This is a genomic window from Ruegeria sp. ANG-R (assembly GCF_000813985.1).
Taxonomy (GTDB): Bacteria; Pseudomonadota; Alphaproteobacteria; order Rhodobacterales; family Rhodobacteraceae; genus Ruegeria.
Map to the genome: position 1 here is coordinate 1412587 of NZ_JWLJ01000001.1, position 16184 is coordinate 1428770.

21 protein-coding genes are annotated in these 16184 nt (G+C 60.9%); 2 read left to right on the forward strand and 19 right to left on the reverse strand.

Annotation, left to right across the window (positions count from 1 at the left end; genetic code table 11):
- Positions 1–7: 7 nt before the first annotated feature.
- The 14 genes from RA27_RS07020 to RA27_RS07090 all read right to left on the reverse strand — a co-directional run bounded on the left by RA27_RS07020 (position 8) and on the right by RA27_RS07090 (position 9421).
- Positions 8–670: a phage tail tape measure protein gene (locus RA27_RS07020; protein WP_039536196.1), complete on the reverse strand. Its 663-nt coding sequence runs from the start codon at positions 668–670 to the stop codon at positions 8–10.
- Positions 657–866, reverse strand: coding sequence for a rcc01693 family protein (locus RA27_RS07025; RefSeq protein ID WP_039536199.1), 210 nt, complete (start codon positions 864–866; stop codon positions 657–659). Before RA27_RS07025 ends, RA27_RS07020 begins: the two co-directional genes overlap by 14 nt.
- On the reverse strand, positions 863–1177 hold the full coding sequence (locus RA27_RS07030; protein WP_039536202.1) for a gene transfer agent family protein: 315 nt from the start codon (positions 1175–1177) through the stop codon (positions 863–865). Before RA27_RS07030 ends, RA27_RS07025 begins: the two co-directional genes overlap by 4 nt.
- Positions 1177–1590 (reverse strand): phage major tail protein, TP901-1 family, encoded by a 414-nt coding sequence (locus tag RA27_RS07035; protein WP_039536206.1) that lies wholly within the window; start codon positions 1588–1590, stop codon positions 1177–1179. Before RA27_RS07035 ends, RA27_RS07030 begins: the two co-directional genes overlap by 1 nt.
- Positions 1591–1610: 20 nt before the next feature.
- Positions 1611–2024, reverse strand: coding sequence for a DUF3168 domain-containing protein (locus RA27_RS07040; RefSeq protein WP_039536208.1), 414 nt, complete (start codon positions 2022–2024; stop codon positions 1611–1613).
- Complete coding sequence (locus RA27_RS07045; protein ID WP_039536210.1) at positions 2021–2359, reverse strand: phage head closure protein; 339 nt, start codon at positions 2357–2359, stop codon at positions 2021–2023. Before RA27_RS07045 ends, RA27_RS07040 begins: the two co-directional genes overlap by 4 nt.
- The gene (locus RA27_RS07050) at positions 2356–2955 is read right to left on the reverse strand and encodes a head-tail connector protein (RefSeq protein WP_039536213.1); all 600 of its coding nucleotides are present in this window, start codon (positions 2953–2955) and stop codon (positions 2356–2358) included. Before RA27_RS07050 ends, RA27_RS07045 begins: the two co-directional genes overlap by 4 nt.
- Before the next feature lie 168 nt (positions 2956–3123).
- Positions 3124–4302, reverse strand: a complete 1179-nt coding sequence (locus tag RA27_RS07055) for a phage major capsid protein (RefSeq protein ID WP_039537108.1) — start codon at positions 4300–4302, stop codon at positions 3124–3126.
- 35 nt (positions 4303–4337) lie between these two features.
- On the reverse strand, positions 4338–4883 hold the full coding sequence (locus tag RA27_RS07060; RefSeq protein WP_241484012.1) for an HK97 family phage prohead protease: 546 nt from the start codon (positions 4881–4883) through the stop codon (positions 4338–4340).
- Positions 4884–4909: 26 nt separating this feature from the next.
- Entirely contained in the window at positions 4910–5125 is a 216-nt protein-coding gene (locus RA27_RS07065; RefSeq protein ID WP_039536216.1) for a hypothetical protein, read from the reverse strand.
- Positions 5118–6278: a phage portal protein gene (locus tag RA27_RS07070; protein WP_039536217.1), complete on the reverse strand. Its 1161-nt coding sequence runs from the start codon at positions 6276–6278 to the stop codon at positions 5118–5120. The genes RA27_RS07065 and RA27_RS07070 overlap by 8 nt, the downstream gene beginning before the upstream one ends.
- A gap of 192 nt (positions 6279–6470) precedes the next feature.
- The gene (locus RA27_RS24030) at positions 6471–7109 is read right to left on the reverse strand and encodes a hypothetical protein (protein WP_152610653.1); all 639 of its coding nucleotides are present in this window, start codon (positions 7107–7109) and stop codon (positions 6471–6473) included.
- Between the two features lie 133 nt (positions 7110–7242).
- Entirely contained in the window at positions 7243–8469 is a 1227-nt protein-coding gene (locus tag RA27_RS07080) for a terminase family protein (protein ID WP_052265221.1), read from the reverse strand.
- A 577-nt stretch (positions 8470–9046) separates the two neighbouring features.
- On the reverse strand, positions 9047–9421 hold the full coding sequence (locus RA27_RS07090; RefSeq protein WP_039536224.1) for a VOC family protein: 375 nt from the start codon (positions 9419–9421) through the stop codon (positions 9047–9049).
- 39 nt (positions 9422–9460) lie between these two features.
- On the opposite strand from RA27_RS07090, the gene RA27_RS07095 reads away from it, so the two are divergent.
- Positions 9461–9997 carry a winged helix-turn-helix transcriptional regulator gene (locus RA27_RS07095; protein ID WP_039536227.1) on the forward strand — a complete coding sequence of 179 codons (537 nt, stop codon included), beginning with the start codon at positions 9461–9463 and terminating at the stop codon, positions 9995–9997.
- Positions 9998–10296: 299 nt separating this feature from the next.
- Positions 10297–11556: a DEAD/DEAH box helicase gene (locus RA27_RS07100; RefSeq protein ID WP_039536229.1), complete on the forward strand. Its 1260-nt coding sequence runs from the start codon at positions 10297–10299 to the stop codon at positions 11554–11556.
- A 113-nt stretch (positions 11557–11669) separates the two neighbouring features.
- On the opposite strand, the gene mltG is transcribed toward RA27_RS07100, so the two are convergent.
- The 5 genes from mltG to RA27_RS07125 form a co-directional block, all read right to left on the reverse strand.
- The gene (gene mltG, locus RA27_RS07105; RefSeq protein ID WP_039536232.1) at positions 11670–12827 is read right to left on the reverse strand and encodes an endolytic transglycosylase MltG; all 1158 of its coding nucleotides are present in this window, start codon (positions 12825–12827) and stop codon (positions 11670–11672) included.
- Entirely contained in the window at positions 12828–14093 is a 1266-nt protein-coding gene (fabF, locus tag RA27_RS07110; protein WP_039536235.1) for a beta-ketoacyl-ACP synthase II, read from the reverse strand.
- A gap of 208 nt (positions 14094–14301) precedes the next feature.
- Positions 14302–15045, reverse strand: a complete 744-nt coding sequence (locus RA27_RS07115) for a 1-(5-phosphoribosyl)-5-[(5-phosphoribosylamino)methylideneamino] imidazole-4-carboxamide isomerase (protein WP_039536238.1) — start codon at positions 15043–15045, stop codon at positions 14302–14304.
- Between the two features lie 123 nt (positions 15046–15168).
- Positions 15169–15708 (reverse strand): GNAT family N-acetyltransferase, encoded by a 540-nt coding sequence (locus RA27_RS07120; protein WP_039536240.1) that lies wholly within the window; start codon positions 15706–15708, stop codon positions 15169–15171.
- A gap of 141 nt (positions 15709–15849) precedes the next feature.
- Complete coding sequence (locus RA27_RS07125; protein WP_008756330.1) at positions 15850–16083, reverse strand: acyl carrier protein; 234 nt, start codon at positions 16081–16083, stop codon at positions 15850–15852.
- Positions 16084–16184: the final 101 nt, after the last annotated feature.

The window sequence follows — 16184 nt, forward strand, 5'->3', positions numbered from 1 at the left end:
GCTCCCCTTACCTGTTGCGATTGCCACGGCCCAAGGCCCGGCTCATCTGCGCCGCGATCTGGCCCTGTGAGCGGCGGAATCCCTGCACATCGGGCGTGGAGATATTCATCACCACATTCACCGCCCGGCCCCCGCCCTGCGTCCGCACGCCCAGCTTGCCGTCAGCGCCACGCGCCAATGGCATAATCGCCTCGGGCCCCGCCTCACCCATCAGCCCCGTTCCACCGCGCATCGGAAACATGGTCGGACTGCTGACAACACCACCATTTGCAAAAGGCATCACCCGCCCTTGGGAAAAACTGCCACCATCCGCAAACGGCAAAATGCCCTGCACCAGACTGCCGACCCCATTGGCCAGCATCCCGCCAAAATGATCCGTCACCGGCTTGATCGCCGCCGAATAGGCCGTGCGGATCATCGAGTTCTTCAGCACATCCAGCGCGCCCGACAGGTTCATCCCGTCCAGCACCACGCCATCAAACGCCTTGCGCAGCCCGCCGGACATACCGCGTTCCAGTGTCGCCACATCCTTGCCGGTCTCTTCAAACGCGGCCTTGATCCGCCGCATCTGACCGTCAAACGCCGAGGCCATGGTGGCGGCGTCGCCCAGTGCATCGCCCAGCGCCTCTCCCCGCTCCTGCAGGTCGTCAAAACCCTCACGATCCGTCATCACGCTCTCCTTGTTCCTTGTCCGGATAGGCCGCCAGCAGCGCATCCAGCCCCGCCCGGTTCATCGCAGGCATCCCCGCGCCCTGCCCCAGCATCAGCCGCAGCTCAGCCGGGGTCAGACGCCAGAACTGATCCGGCGTCAGCCGCAGGCCGAGAAACCCGGCCCGCATCAGCACGGGCCAGTCGAACCCGCTCACCCCGGCACCATGAAGGCGCGCGCCAGCAGCTCTGCCGCCGCCTTGGCCCCCGCCATCGGCCCGCCTTCGATCTCTGCGTGCATCAGGTCATCGCGGGTCACCTGCGCCCCACCGCCGCGCAGCCCGGCGACAAGCAAAGCCAGCACATCGCCGCTGGAGTACGCCCCACCCTCAAACCGCTGCACCAGCTCAACCAGAGACCCGGCCTGCAGTTCTTGTTCCAATTCCGCCAAAGCACCCAATGTCAGCTTGAGCACCCGCTGCTCCCCATCGATGGTCAGCGCCACCTCGCCCGTCCACGGATTGGCCATCAGAGCGCCGTAAAGCTCAGCGCACCAGCGCTTGCCATGCTCATCTCATAGGTCGCCTCACCGTTATGTGAGCCCGCATATTCGATGCTGCTCACCTGAAACGGGCCTTCAACGATGCCAAAATCGGGGATGATCACCTGAAATCCAGGCGTCTCACCATCAAAAAACAACTGACGCGCCCGCTCATCCGTGCCTTCATCCTTGAACACGCCCGAGCCCGAGATCGCAGCCGATTTGACACCGGCCCCCGACAGCAGCTCACGCCATCCACCCTGACTTTCCAGGCTGGTCACATCGACACTTTCCGCATTGAAACTGATCCGCGTAGCGCGCAGGCCCGCGATGGTCTCGAACAGGCCGGTGCCGTTCATATCCACTTTGACCAAAAGGTCTTTTCCGTTCTGGGCAGCCATATGCTCTCTCCGTTGATTGCTTAGTCGTCTTCCACGCGGGCGCGGAATTTCAGATCTATCTGGCGGATCGCACCGCCGGTTCCCGTGCGCCGGGCGCTGGCACGCTCGAACCACAGCCCCACAAGGAGACCCCGGTCCAAACTCAGCGCCGCACCTTCCAGCGCGTCACACACTGCGCCCGCCAGCGTCTTGGCCGCGCCAAAGCCCGCCGCCTCGGACACCACTGAGACCGTGAACCGATGCACTGCGCCAGCGCCCGATCGGTCCGAAGCGTCGCGCACCTCCTCCGGCCCCAGCGTCACATAGGTCTGCGGCAACACCCCCGACGGCACCGCGTCATAGATCGCACCACCCGACAGGGTGCTGACTTGCGCATCGCCCGCCAATTGTTGAAACACCGCCGCCTGCAAAGCGGCTGCAACGCCATAGCTCATGCCGCCACCTCTTCATCTGCAAAACAGGTCAGGTATTGGCCACGCGGGTCGCGTTCAGCCACCGCGCGGATAACAAACCGGCGCGTCCCTTCGCTAAATCGTTGCTCGGGTGCGGGCCGCATCTGGGCCCCCTCGGGCGCGCCCCGCACCACGATCCGATACCCGACACGCGAAACCGAGGCGCCGCCAACCGCGCGTTCCGATCCGCTGCGCGCCGTCACCTCGGCCCAGAGAGAACCCAGTGCAGCCCATGTCTCGGTATACCCCCCCGCGCCATCGTCAGTGCGGACCGGAGCCTCCAACACCAGCTTGCGGTTCAGTCGCGGCGCGCTCATTGCGTCACCCCTGCGCCGAAGCGCACCGTGCGATAGCGCTGGATCAGGCTGGTCACGCCGAACGGCATACACCCGGCGCCCAGCGCCGTCTCATCGCGATATTCATAGTAATGCGCCGCCAACAGCAGCACCGCCTGGCCCAGATCAGCGAGCAGACCGCCCCAATCCCCGGCCATCCCAGCCGTGAAGCTGATCTTCACCGATCCACCGGTTTGCACCTTGGGCAAACACGCGCCCGTCGAACGCAACCGAGGGCGCTGCGCATCGCGCTCCAACCGGTACGTCCCCGCGTCCACCACGATCTCGGCCCCTGCCGCATCCGTCAGTGTCACCGCGCCGATCGCCCCCACCGGAGCCACCGGCAGCACCTCACCGGCAGGATCGCGCCAGCCATTCAGGCTCCACGAGAAGTCGCGCTCGATCAGCACCTTACCCGTACGCGCCTCAATCGCTGCAATAGCCGCGCGCAAAAAGCTCTTCAGCACCTCGTCTTGCACATTGTCTTCGGCAAACCCCGTGCCCAACCGCAGATGCGCCTTGAACTGATCCACCGGCAGCGCCGCATCCGCGATGGCGGTTTCTTCGATCAACATCATCCATTCTCTCCGCAATCTCGGACCCCTCCGGGGCCACTTCAGGAAAATGACGGGCACGCGCCGCCCCACGTTGCTCGGACGGAGGGGAGCAGCTAGACAACGCGGGGGATCTCACCCCGGCCCGCGCCCGCCGCCCGAGGGGCTTACGCCCCCCGGAGTCAGCCCGCTTTAGGCGGTGCCGAATTTCAGCAGTTTGATTGCAGCAAAATCGCTCACGTCGCCGCCCACTCGCTTGGTGGCGTAGAACAGGACATGCGGCTTGGCGCTGAACGGATCGCGCAGCACGCGCAGATCGGGACGCTCGGCAATTGTGTAACCCGACTGGAAATCACCGAAAGCAATCGAGTAGCTGTCGGTCGCCGCATCCGGCATATCCTCGGCAATCAGCACCGGATACCCCATCAGACGCGCGGGCTCACCCGCCGCCAGACCGTCGGACCACAGGAAGCGGCCATCGCTGTCCTTCAGCTTGCGGATCAGACCGGCAGTTTTCGAGTTCATCACGAAGGTACCGTTCACGCGGTACTGCGCGCCCAGCGCATAAACCACATCCACAATCGCATCCGCATCGACACCGCCGTCGATCCCGGTCGCGATGTAGCCCAGGCTATCCCAGCCCCAGCGGTCATCCGAGGTTGTCACGTGGTTCAGAATACCCTTGGGCTTGTCCACGCCATCACCGTTGATAAACGCCGCCGCCTCGGCGCGTGCGAACTTGTCGGCGATCCGACCGGCCAGCCAGCCTTCGACATCAAACGCGCTGTCATCCAGCAGACGCTGCGAAGCTTTGGGCAGGGCGCTCAGTTCGTGCAGCGGGATCGAGATTCGATCAATCGACGGGGTCGTCGTCTCAGCGGTGGCCGAAGACTCATCCGCCCAGCCCGCGCCCACATCGGTATGGTCAATCAGCACGTCAAACGAGTTCGCCTCGACATTCACCACCGACGCGATCGAGCGGATCGACGCGGTCGAATTCAGCACCGATTTGATCATCTCAGCGGTCTGCGGATCAACCAGATAGCCGCCATCGCTGTTGACGGCACTCGACAGCGATTTTACCTCCATCTCAAGCCCGCGCAGCCCGTCATCCTCGCCCGACCGCACATAGGCATCAAACGCCTTCTGATGCGGTGCGCCGTCTTCGTTGGATGCCGCAAGATGCGGGCGTGCCGCGATGGTTGATTTACGATCCAGCATGGTCAGTCGCTCTTCTGTCTGTTGCAGTTTGGTTTTAACTTCGCCCTTGAGGCCCTTGAATTCATTCACGAAGCCAGCCATCGCCTGCTTCACCTCCTGAACCAGGGGCGCACCCTCTCCGGTCAAGGCCGGGGTCTCGGTCTTGCTCATCAGCATGTCCTGTTCTGAGTGGGTATTGAGGCGCGCTACGTTCGCGCCAGCTCCTGCCGGGCGTGATCAAACACCTCGGCAATACTGCGCCAGGTGTTCTCGGCCTCAGGGTCCGCCCCCTTCGCCGCCACCCGCGCACTGGGCTGCATCGGGAAGGTCACCAAGGACACCTCCCACAGCTCCAGTTCGGTCAGGACCCGCTGGCCCTTGTCATTCTTCACGGCCCGCTTGGTGCGGTAGCCAATCGACAACCCATCCATCGCGCCCGCCCGGATCAATTCCGCCGCCTCACGGCCCTTCTGTGTGCTCTCCAGCAGGCGCCCCTTGACCCACAGGCCCCGGTCGTCCTCGCGCACCTCATCCCACACGCCGATAGGCTGCGCCGGATCGTGCTGCCACAGCATCTTGACTCGCTGACCCGCCTTGGCGAGCCCCTCAAGTGAGCCCCGATAGGCCCCACGCTGCACCACATCACTGCCCTGATCGACCTGATCAAACAGGCTAGCGTACCCCTCGATCACCGCGTCCTCGGTCACGGACAAACCGTCTCCGAACCGCGCGAACTTATGCTCTAAATCCATGAACTTCTCCATGTAACCAACTGAACTCATGGCGTTACTACCAATAACGACTGAAACGCCTGCGCCAAAATCACCGCCGCCACGCCGTAAACCGTCAGCCACAACCGCTTCTCCAGCCGCTCCATCATCTCTTCGATCTGATCCAACCTACGGCACAGATGCGCGTGTTGGATCTCGGCCACCCGCTCATGCGCGGCCAGCCTCAGCCCCGGCGCACACTCGAACGAGGGATAGTCACCCATCGCCACGCTCCGGCAGCCCCAGCAACGCGCGCTTCTCGGCATCCGTCAGGAACTCGGCCCCGCTCACACGCGCCCATTGCGCGTCGCGCTCTGCCGACAGCGCCGGCACCTGATCCAGATCGGGCTTCAGCACCAAATCCTCACCCGAGAACCCAGCCAGCCACTCCGACACCGCCGCCGCCACCCGCGTCACCAGAGGCAGCACGGTCAGGCGATAAAACGCCCTGTTGGCCTCCTGATAGTTCGAATAGGTCGCGTCGCCTTGTATCCCCAGCAGCATCGGCGGGACCCCAAAGGCCAGCGCGATCTCGCGGGCGGCGGCTTCCTTGGTCTTTTGAAACTCCATATCGGACGGCGAAAAGCCCATCGGCTTCCAATCCAATCCCCCTTCCAAAACCATCGGGCGGCCTGCATTGCGCGCCCCGCGATAGTTCTGCTCGATCTCGTCCGACAGGCGCCGGAACTGATCCTCGGCCATCACCCCATGGCCATCGCCCTTCCACACCAGCGCCCCCGAAGGCCGCGCCGCATTGTCCAGCAGAGATTTCGACCAGCGAGACGCGCTGTTATGTACATCAATCGCCATCGCCGCCGCCTGCATGGGCGAGAACCCATAGTGATCATCCTGCGGGTGGAACGATTTGATATGGCAGATATTCTCCGCCGCGAACCGGTGCTTCTTACCACCCACCGCGTAATCATATGCCTTGGGCCACCCATCCACCCCGGGCACCACGCTCATCCGGTCCGAGCGCAACACATGCAGCTCAACCGGCAGCCCCTCATCGGCCTGAACAGCCTCGACATAGGCATTGCCCGACAGCAGCAACTGCCCGAACAGGGCCTCCATCAACTCCGCCCGCCCCTGCGCCGCATTCGGACGACGCATCAGCGACAGGATCGGATGAGTATCAAACCGCTGCGCCTGATCCTGCAACACCAAGGGTAGAGCCGCCGCCGCCTCGGCAATCAGCTTGACCGAGCGAAACCCCACCGGGTTCCCAGAAAACCCCGTCCGCGTCAGCGACACCGCGTCCCGAGGGCTCCACGCCACGCGCCCGCCCGTCTGCCACGCCACCACAGGCCCCGCCGCGCTCGCCTTCGCCTCGGGCGCTGCCTCAGCCGATCCACGACGCAAGAAATCGAATACCATCTGTGCTCCTTTCTGCCGCCGCTCTGCCCGGCTTGTTGAAAGGAGTTATGACGGAAAGAAGTTTAAGCCTCGGGAATGGGGCGTACGGAGGGTGGGCAACAGTAACCTCTTTTGTTCGACCCAGATCAATCGCGACTTCAGACGGGTAATTAGTGCCCAATGCCGATAAGAATGACTAATTGCCAAAGCTGGCTAACGATAAACACCGAAAATTTTACATCCCAACAATCCGGCCGCCTCGTAGGCTGTTTTAAATCGAGCCACTTCGTTTGCCAAACCTGTTTGGGTCGCCTCAACACAAGCTTTCATTGCACTGTTTTTTGCTTCTATTTGTGAGGAATAATTGACGCCAAATCCTGTGTAGCCTGCTGGGTTGTTTGCAATCGCTAGGTAGTTGCCAGGCGCTGTATCTCGTTTTGCCTTGGTCAATGCACTTTTGTGCGTGTTGGGTATTGTATATGCCGTAGGTTTTTTTTGAGGAACAAACGTAGCGTAGAGGATACAGGTCTGTCGAGACACGATATCACAGTCAATCTTCGCCATTCGTTTTGCATCAAGCTCCGAATAGCGACCTGTAACTACTGCCCAAGAGCCACCATCTGGTCGAATGTAAAACGCTCCAAACGCTCCGTCTCCTTGACTCACGGCCTTTTCGAACGCATTTCTCACACGCGTGGTCAGCGGTTGGTCCGAGTGCTGCCGAACCTCGTAGGGGCCAAAAGTGGTCAGAGATTGTTTTGACGGTATAAAATTCCCGTCGGGTGTGGTTTCGACACATCCCGCCTGCGCTACAAGTCCAACAAATAAAATAACACTTTTAATTTTAGACACTTCGGTACAATTCCTCAATGATGAATGCTCTGTGCATATGAGCTTTATCGCTAGCTGCATCCGTCTGCCAGGTCAACATTCTAACCGATCTGCCCACCAGAAGGCCAAGCTCGCTGGCGGAAGCCAACATACTTCACAAACTCCGCACCCTCGGCCTTCTAAACACCCCCGCTGGTCCCACAACCAACTCATGCAGCGCCCAGACCAGCGCGTCGACCCGGTCGGGCGAGCCCTGCCCCTCGAACCCGCGCGCGGTCATCTGACACATCTGCTCCTCCAGCGCGTCCAGCCCGGCCACATGGCTCACCCGTCCCTGCTCGTACAACGCAGCCACAGGCTCCGCTCGCGCGACCTTGCCGCGTGAGGCCCGCACCGCGCGGAACGGGACCAGTGGCTCCACCTGCCGCACGACCTCTTCCACCAGTTGCCCGCCCTGATTGACCTCGGCCACCAGCCGTTCGGCCCCAAACTCGTCCATCGCGTCAATCGCCGCCTGCGCCCAGCCCGCCGGGCCAACGCCCTGCACCGTCCGGTCAGCCAGCACATAGGCCCGCCAATCCTCGGGCGGCCCCTGTAGCTGAGCGCCCACGACCACAATCCCGCAGGCATCCGCATCCGCCCCCGCCGTCACCGCCGGGTCCAGCGCCACGACGATGCGATCCAACGCGGGCACCTGCGCACAGCGCGCCGCCTCCAGCATCGAACCTGTCCACAGCGCCCCTTCAGCATCCGACAGCAGCACCCCGTCCAGCTCCTGCCGCCCCAGCCGCGTGCCAGCATAACGCGCACGCACCTCTTCCAGAAACGAGTCCGCCAGATTGGCCCGATTCGCCTCGGTCGGCGCGTGAGTCTGCACGGTGGAAGGCGACGCCAGCAAATCCTTCAAAACCTTCACATTGCGCGGCGTCGTGGTCACACAGACCCGGGGCTGATCCCCCAGCCGCAGCGCAAATTGCAGCATATCCCAGGTCTCGCCAGCCTTCTTCCACTTGGCCAGTTCATCCACCCAGGCCGCATCGAACTGCGGTCCTCGCAGCCCCTCTGGGTCATGTGCCGAAAACGCCTGCGCCTCGGCCCCGTTTGGCCAGACCAGTTTGCGCTCCGATGCCTTCCACGTGGGCCTGCGATCCGGCGGCGAGCACTGCAAAATCCCGCTGTCGCCAAAGATCATCACATCGCGCACCTGATCGAATGTCTCGCCGACCAAAGCCACGCGACACGCCTCTCCGCGATCCAAGGGCAAAGACCCCTCAACCACCGACCGCACCCACTCGGCCCCGGCGCGCGTCTTGCCGGCCCCGCGCCCGCCCATGATCACCCACGACCGCCAGTCGCCCTCGGGTGGCAACTGATGCGGCAGCGCCCAGAATTCGAACAGGAAAGGGAGGGCACACAGCCCCCCCTCCCCGATCTCACTCAGAAATCTGTCCTGCACCGCAGCAGGCGCGGAGGCGAGCCAGCCTGCACCCGATCTCAGATCGTGCCCGATCAAGGTCGAGCGCATAGCCCCCTTGGGCAATTCCGGCTTGTCTGTGATGTTGTTCGACAAAGCTTGTCTCCACTTTCTGGCAACTTCGGATCAGCCCCTCTAGCTGACCCAGTTGCTTGCCTGTTCCGGCAAGGTCTGCATCCTCCCCGGCACCGATCTGTTTTCGCAGTTCTTCCGCTGCTTGGCGCAGATCGCGAATGGACCGCTCAAGCGACTGCAACAAATCAGCCGTCTGGGAAATCCGCTCTTCCGGGGTAATCAAAGTCATGTTTGCGTCTTGACCTCATGCGTGAGTTTTTCCGCACGAGAGAAACGAAAAACGGCCGCCGGGTCGCCCCGGGGCCGTTGCCCACTTCTTCTAGCATGGCACAAGCTGTACGATATTAAGTTCGCAAAGTCAATGTGTTACGCAACGCAGACGCAACGGGCACCGTACGCTGTGTTAGGATCAACCGCCCGATAAATCCTGCGCCAGCATCATCGCATTCTGATCCGGATCATAGAATGTTGCGGTGCTGACCATTCCCTCAATCGTCTCGGTCTCACCATCAAACTTAACCCCGGCGGCCTCCAGCACCCCCCGCGCCTCGGCGATATCGGCAACCTCGTAGACCGGCACACAGTTTCCCGGCACAGGCTCTGCCTGCTCACCCAGGCCCAGGGTTACGCCCTCGACACTTGTACGCATCTCGCTCCAACCCGCTTCGTCAATGTGATGGCTCAGCTCGAACCCAAGCTTGTCGCTGTACCAATTCGCGCTGGCATGACGATCCCGAACCGAAATCGCGAAGGTGATCGTGTTTTTTAATGAAACGAGCGGCATCGATCTTTCCTTTTTCTGAAATTATAGCTACTATACTTTATGGACATTAACCTGCTTGTCAAGCTCACCTCCCGTGCATGGTCACTGAATATCCTAGCCCTGATGCACACGGGCGTTCCCGGTCGTCAGGCGCCCTTGCTCGCCAGGACCAGCGCCAGCCGAACGGCCTTTGCGGCCAGCCTCGACCATCTCATCAAACTCGGCCTGATCGAGAGAAACCCCGGACATGGCCACCCCCTTCGCCCTGAATTCCGCCTGACCGCCACCGGGACCCAAGCCGCACGGATTGCCCACGCGATCACCAGGGCTGTTCCCGAGGACAGCACCAACAAACTTCTCCGCAAATCCTGGACAGTTCCAATCTTGGCCCTGACCGGCACCCCGCATCGCTTTTCGGCGATCAAATCGGATCTGACCCCCATCACCGACCGTGCCTTGTCCTCGTCCCTGCATCAGCTAGAGGATCACGACTGGATCAGGCGTGATATCGAGACCTCTGGGCGGATGCCCTTCCCCACTTATTGCGCAGTGAACACCGGGTTTACGATCCATCAGGCTGTCGGGCTGAGGCACTAGGCGCTGCGGCGTTCTGAAAACAGCACTCAGAAAACACCACCCGACAGCTTGACAAATCCCCACCTAACCCGCATGTGCCCCTCAAACAGCGCTACCGCGTGAGCATTGGCGGACCTATTCCGCCCCACAGCGCCCGATTCACCCATAGTTCCCCATCACGCAGGGTTCTTGACGCGACAACCAGATGCTGCAGGAAACGCCTGCGCGTCCTGAGGTTTCGCACAACCCCTGCCGGTCGCGGATGCGGCCCATCACGACTCGCCCGTGGGCTATTGCCTCGGGCTGTAAAGGATAGTTATTTGTTCGACTTTGATATGCTGGGACTTGCGCCCGCTCTGAACGACGCGCTCAAGCGCGCCAATTTCACCCAACCCACACCGATCCAGAACCAGGCGATCCCCCTGGCTCTGAACGGGCACGATATTCTTGGCCTCGCCCAAACCGGCACCGGCAAAACGCTGGCCTTTGGCCTGCCGCTGATCGACCACCTGCTGGCCCAGCCCGGCAAGCCAGCGCCCAAAACGGCCAAGTCTCTGATCCTCGCGCCGACCCGCGAACTGGTTAACCAGATCGCGGACAGCCTGCGCGGCCTTACCAAAAAGACCAAGCTGCGTGTTGCAACCGTGGTCGGCGGCCAATCGATCAACAAACAGATCATGTTCCTTGCACGCGGCACTGACATCCTTGTTGCCACACCCGGCCGCCTCATCGACCTGATGGACCGCGGTGCGGTTGATCTGGGCGCGGTCAAGCACCTCGTGCTGGACGAGGCGGACCAGATGCTCGACATGGGCTTCATCCATGCGCTGCGCCGCATCGCGCCGGAACTGGGCACGCCACGCCAGACCATGTTGTTCTCAGCGACGATGCCTAAACAGATGGAAGAGCTCAGCCGCGCCTATCTGACTAACCCGCAACGGGTACAGGTCTCTCCTCCCGGTAAGGCAGCGGACAAGATCACCCAATCGATCCACTTCGTTGAAAAACCTGCAAAGCCCGCCAAACTGCGCGAGATCCTCTCGGCAGATATGGAAGCGCTGACGCTGGTTTTCTCTCGCACCAAGCACGGGGCCGAGAAACTGATGAAGGGGCTCGTCGCCGACGGTTTCAACGCCGCCTCGATCCACGGCAACAAAAGCCAAGGTCAACGCGACCGCGCGATCAAGGCGTTTCGCGCGGGTGAGATCAACGTTCTTGTCGCCACAGACGTCGCTGCGCGCGGCATCGACATTCCCGGTGTGGCCTATGTGATCAACTACGACCTCCCCGAAGTGCCCGACAACTATGTCCACCGCATCGGACGTACGGCACGTGCGGGCCGCGAGGGTGAGGCCATCGCCTTCTGCTCAGCGGAAGAGGTCGACCTGCTGATCCAAATCCAAAAATTGATGAAGATCGAAATCCCAGTCGCCAGCGGTGAGATGCCCGAGGCGGTCTCACCGAAGAAGACCCCGCGTCGCCCAAGCAACCGCCGTCGTGGCCCCAAACCTCAGCATTCGGGTGCGCCCAAACCGGGCGGTCAGAAACGTCGCCGTCCGCGTCGCGCCAAGGCGGCCTGAACAAGAAACGGCCCGGTCTCTTGACCGGGCCGTTTCTTTATTGGGGCTGGAATTTCGTGTTGTACAAGTCGGACAAAGTGCCGTTTCAAACCTGTACAACTCGGAAGATCGGCTCAGTTCCCTGAATTCCGCTCCGCCTCGATCTCGCGCCATTTGGCGACGTTGCGATTGTGCTCATCCAAGGTCTTGGCGAAGGCATGGCCCCCGGTTCCATCCGCAACGAAGAACACAAAATCGGTTTCGTCCGGTGCCACCGCAGCCTCAAGACTCGCAAGCCCGGGATTGGCGATTGGGGTGGGTGGCAGCCCTTCGATAACGTAGGTGTTCCAGGGCGTCGCACGGCGCAGTTCGCTCCGCCGCAGACCTCGGCCCAGGGTACCCTGCCCTTTGGTCACGCCGTAGATCACGGTCGGGTCTGTCTGCAGTCTCATGCCTTGATTCAGGCGGTTCACGAACACACTGGCCACCTGGCCCCGCTCATCAGGCACACCGGTTTCTTTTTCGATGATCGACGCAAGGATCAGCATCTCTTCGGGGCTGCTCAGAGGCAATCCGTCCTGACGCCCCTCCCATGTCGCATTGATCCTAAGTTTCTGTTTTTCCTGCATATCCGCAAGGATTTCATTCCGATCCTCACCGGGCCTGACCTCATAGCTGTCGGGGGCCAGCATCCCTTCGGCAGGCAGTTCGGCCACCTCTCCGGTCAGCACATCCATCGCTTTCAACGACTCCACAACCTGCCAACTGGTGACACCCTCGGCCAAAGAAATCCGATAACGCGTATCCGCCTCACCACGCTTTTCTGCGTAGACTTCGGGGGCGTCCTCTTCGCCGATCACAAAGGATGCAACCTCATCAAAATCCAACGTCGCCGGATTCAGTTCACGCACACGGGTTTGCATACGCGTCACGCCAATGCGGTATTCAATCTCGGTCCCGCAGGTGCTGGCGCCGCTGTGGGTAATGTCGTCGACGATTTGCTCCATCGACGACCCCTCACGCACCAGAAAGCTGCCCGCTTTCAATTGCTGAGATTTGTCTGTGTAATCAGCAGCTAAACGGAAAATCAACCCGCTGCTGATCGCCCCCTGATCCTCCAGATCGCGGCTGACTCGTGTCATGTTGGACCCCGGCTTTACCTGCAGGCAGATCGCGGTTTCCAGGGGACCTTCGGATTTGTATTGCGACTGCCCCCATAGGACGACACCGCCCATCAGGAACAGCCCAACGATTAGGACAGTCAAGGCGTTCGAAGCGAGCGCTCGCCACATTTAGCTGACCTTTCCGAAGATCACACTTGCGTTGGTGCCGCCAAAGCCGAACGAGTTTGACAGCGCCACATTGATCTCACGCTCGCGCTTGGCATTCGGGGCCAAATCGATCGGAGTTTCCACCGCCGGGTTGTCCAGATTGATCGTCGGTGGTGCAACCTGATCACGGATCGCAAGGATCGAGAAGATTGCCTCAATAGCTCCTGCAGCCCCCAACAAATGGCCCGTCGCCGATTTGGTCGAAGTCATGGTCGCGTTGCTGGCATGATCCCCCAGCAGACGCTCCACCGCGCCCAGCTCAATCGTATCCGCCATGGTCGAGGTGCCATGTGCGTTGATGTAGTCTAGATCCTTCGGCTCCAGCCCCGCGCTGCGCAGCGCTGCTTTCATCGAGCGTTCGGCGCCGTCGCCATCCTCGGAAGGTGCGGTGATGTGATAGGCGTCGCCGGACATGCCATAGCCCAGAACCTCAGCGTAGATTTTCGCGCCCCGGGCTTTGGCATGTTCGTAGTCTTCAAGAACCACAATGCCTGCACCTTCGCCCATGACGAAACCGTCGCGGTCGATGTCATAGGGGCGGCTCGCTTTCTTCGGGTCATCTGCATATTTAGTCGACAGCGCCTTACAGGCGTTGAAACCCGCGATGCCGATCTCGCAGATGCAGCCCTCGCCGCCGCCTGCGATCATGACATCGGCGTCACCCGCGCGGATGATCCGGCTGGCGTCGCCAATCGCATGGGCACCGGTTGAGCACGCGGTCACGACCGAGTGGTTTGGCCCCTTGAACCCGTGGCGGATCGACACCTGACCCGAGGCCAGATTGATCAGAGCTCCTGGAATAAAGAACGGAGAAACACGGCGCGGACCTTTGTCGCGGATCAGGTTTGCGGTATTGGCAATCGACCCAAGCCCGCCAATACCCGATCCGATCAGAACGCCCGTGCGCAGGCGGTCTTCTTCGTCCTCGGGCAGCCAATTCGCATCCTTACAGGCCATTTCAGCGGCCGCGATGGAATAGAGAATGAAATCCTCAATCTTGCGCTGCTCTTTCGGCGGCATCCAATCATCGGGATTGAACGTCCCGTTGCTGCCATCTCCGCGCGGGACTTCACAAGCGTAGGTCGTGGTGACCCCACTTGCTTCGGCATCGAACTGCGTGATTGGTCCTGCGCCGGATTCTCCATCCAGCAGCCGTGACCATGTTTCCTCAACCCCACTGGCCAAAGGAGTGACCAATCCAAGACCGGTTACAACGACTCTGCGCATGAAGTGCCTCTTGCCTGCTTCCTGTTATGAGAACCGCTCATACCCCGGCCCGGGGTCCGGGGGCAAGAGCAACGGCGTATTCTGCACCGGCGTCATGTTGCCATGACTCGATCAGACACTTCAGCAAGCGGGTTGAAATTGCCCCCGAAATTGAAAAACCCGCCTCGCGTCCAGTATTGAAAAGGCGGGTTCTTCTAGCGTGCGGTATCTACTGGAATTCGGCGACCGGCTCATGCGCCGACTTCGCAACTTCCAGAGCTTCGGACAGGTCGACGGTCTTGCGGAACAAAGCCCGGCCAACGATTGCGCCCGAAATATTCGAGATATAAGCAAGACGCGAGATGTCATCGGTTGTACGCACGACACCGCTGGCAATGATCGGTGTACGCGATTTCTCTGCCAGCCCCGAAATCAGACCCAGTTGCGCCTCGACATCCTCCATATCGCTATCGATATCCGTGACCAGAATTGCCGCAAACGGTGTATCCGAGAACGCTTCGACGAACGCCTCTGGCGTAAAGGCGCTCTGGCTGCGCCAGCCTTCGGTCATCACCTGTCCCTGCCAGACATCCACCGCCAGCACGATCTGATCAGGATACAGCTTGGCCAGTTCTTTCACCAAATTCGGGTCCCAGGCCGCCAACGTGCCGATCACGATTCGACCGGCCCCTTTGTTGATCCAGTACTCAACATGCTCGCGGGTTCGCATACCACCAGCCAGTTGCACCGGCATCTCAGCAGTCCGGATGATCTCTTCGACCAGTTCGGAATTGGTGTCGCGTCCTTCGATGGCGTCAAAATCCGTCAGCTGCATCCACTCGGCACCGGCCGCGGACCAACTGCGCGCCGTTTCGACCGGGTTCACATGCCAGATCATCGCCTCGTCCAGACGTCCCTTGTCCAGCGTAACACAACGACCGTTTTGTAGTTCCATCGTGGGGTAAATTCTCATGAGCTTTTTCCTCCGCTCACTCAAATGGCAATACCACGATAGCATATCGTCGCCGACCGGCCCATCATTTCCCGGGATCGGCAAAGTAAATGCCGTTTGCGGCATCGCTGTGTGGGATACGTTTCAGACCCGTGGCGGAGGACCATCTCGGCGAAACAGGTGAACCGGGGTGTCGCGATACTCTGCCTCGCGGAGTTTCTGGTACCCCAGCCTTTCGGCCAATCTCTGTGAAGCGGCGTGATCCGCATCGATCAGCGCAACCAGCGGACCGGGAATGACCCTGTCAAACCAGTCATGCGCAGCCTGTGCGGCCTCTTGCCCATAACCCTGCCCCTGCATTTCCGGGGCCAGAACCCAACCGGCTTCGGGGAAACCGTCAAAATCTTCGCCAAGCCCTCGGTTGCCATAGAAAAATCCGGCCTGTCCGATCAGGGTACGATTCGACTGCAGAACCACCCCCCACTGGCCGAACCCCGTCATCTGCCAGTGCCCGGCGTTGCGCAGAAATGAATCCCAGGCCTCGCCGCGCGTCTTGGGGGTGCCGCCAATATGGCGCACGACGTCGGGGTCACGCCATATCTCGGCGAACCGGTTAAAATCCTCAGGTCGCATCGCACACAAGGTCAGACGCGCCGTGTTGATCATCGGGGTGGATCTTATCATGCCCTTGCCCGCTTGAAAATTTGCCTCAGAGGTCAGAGTGCGAATCCTCGCCCCCTCAAAGCAAGCGCGAAATGTGGCAGAGCATAAAAAAACGGCGCCTCCGTTGCCCGGAAGCGCCGCTTTTCTATCAGTCAGGTCGGCTTAGGAAGCTTCGCTGATGAATTTGACCGCGTCGCCAAACGTCTGGATGGTTTCGGCAGCGTCGTCCGGGATCTCGATACCGAACTCTTCTTCGAATGCCATTACCAGCTCAACGGTGTCCAGGCTGTCTGCGCCCAGATCGTCGATGAACGAGGCGTTTTCAGCAACCTTGTCCTCTTCAACACCCAGGTGCTCAACAACGATCTTCTTAACGCGATCTGCGACGTCGCTCATGTCTATTCCTCATTTCATTTCAGGGCTGTCCGCCCGGTTCTGCCCTTGCCCGTTCGGGGTGGACTTGTTTTGCCCTTTCCGGGCGGTTTGGGTCCCGGGTC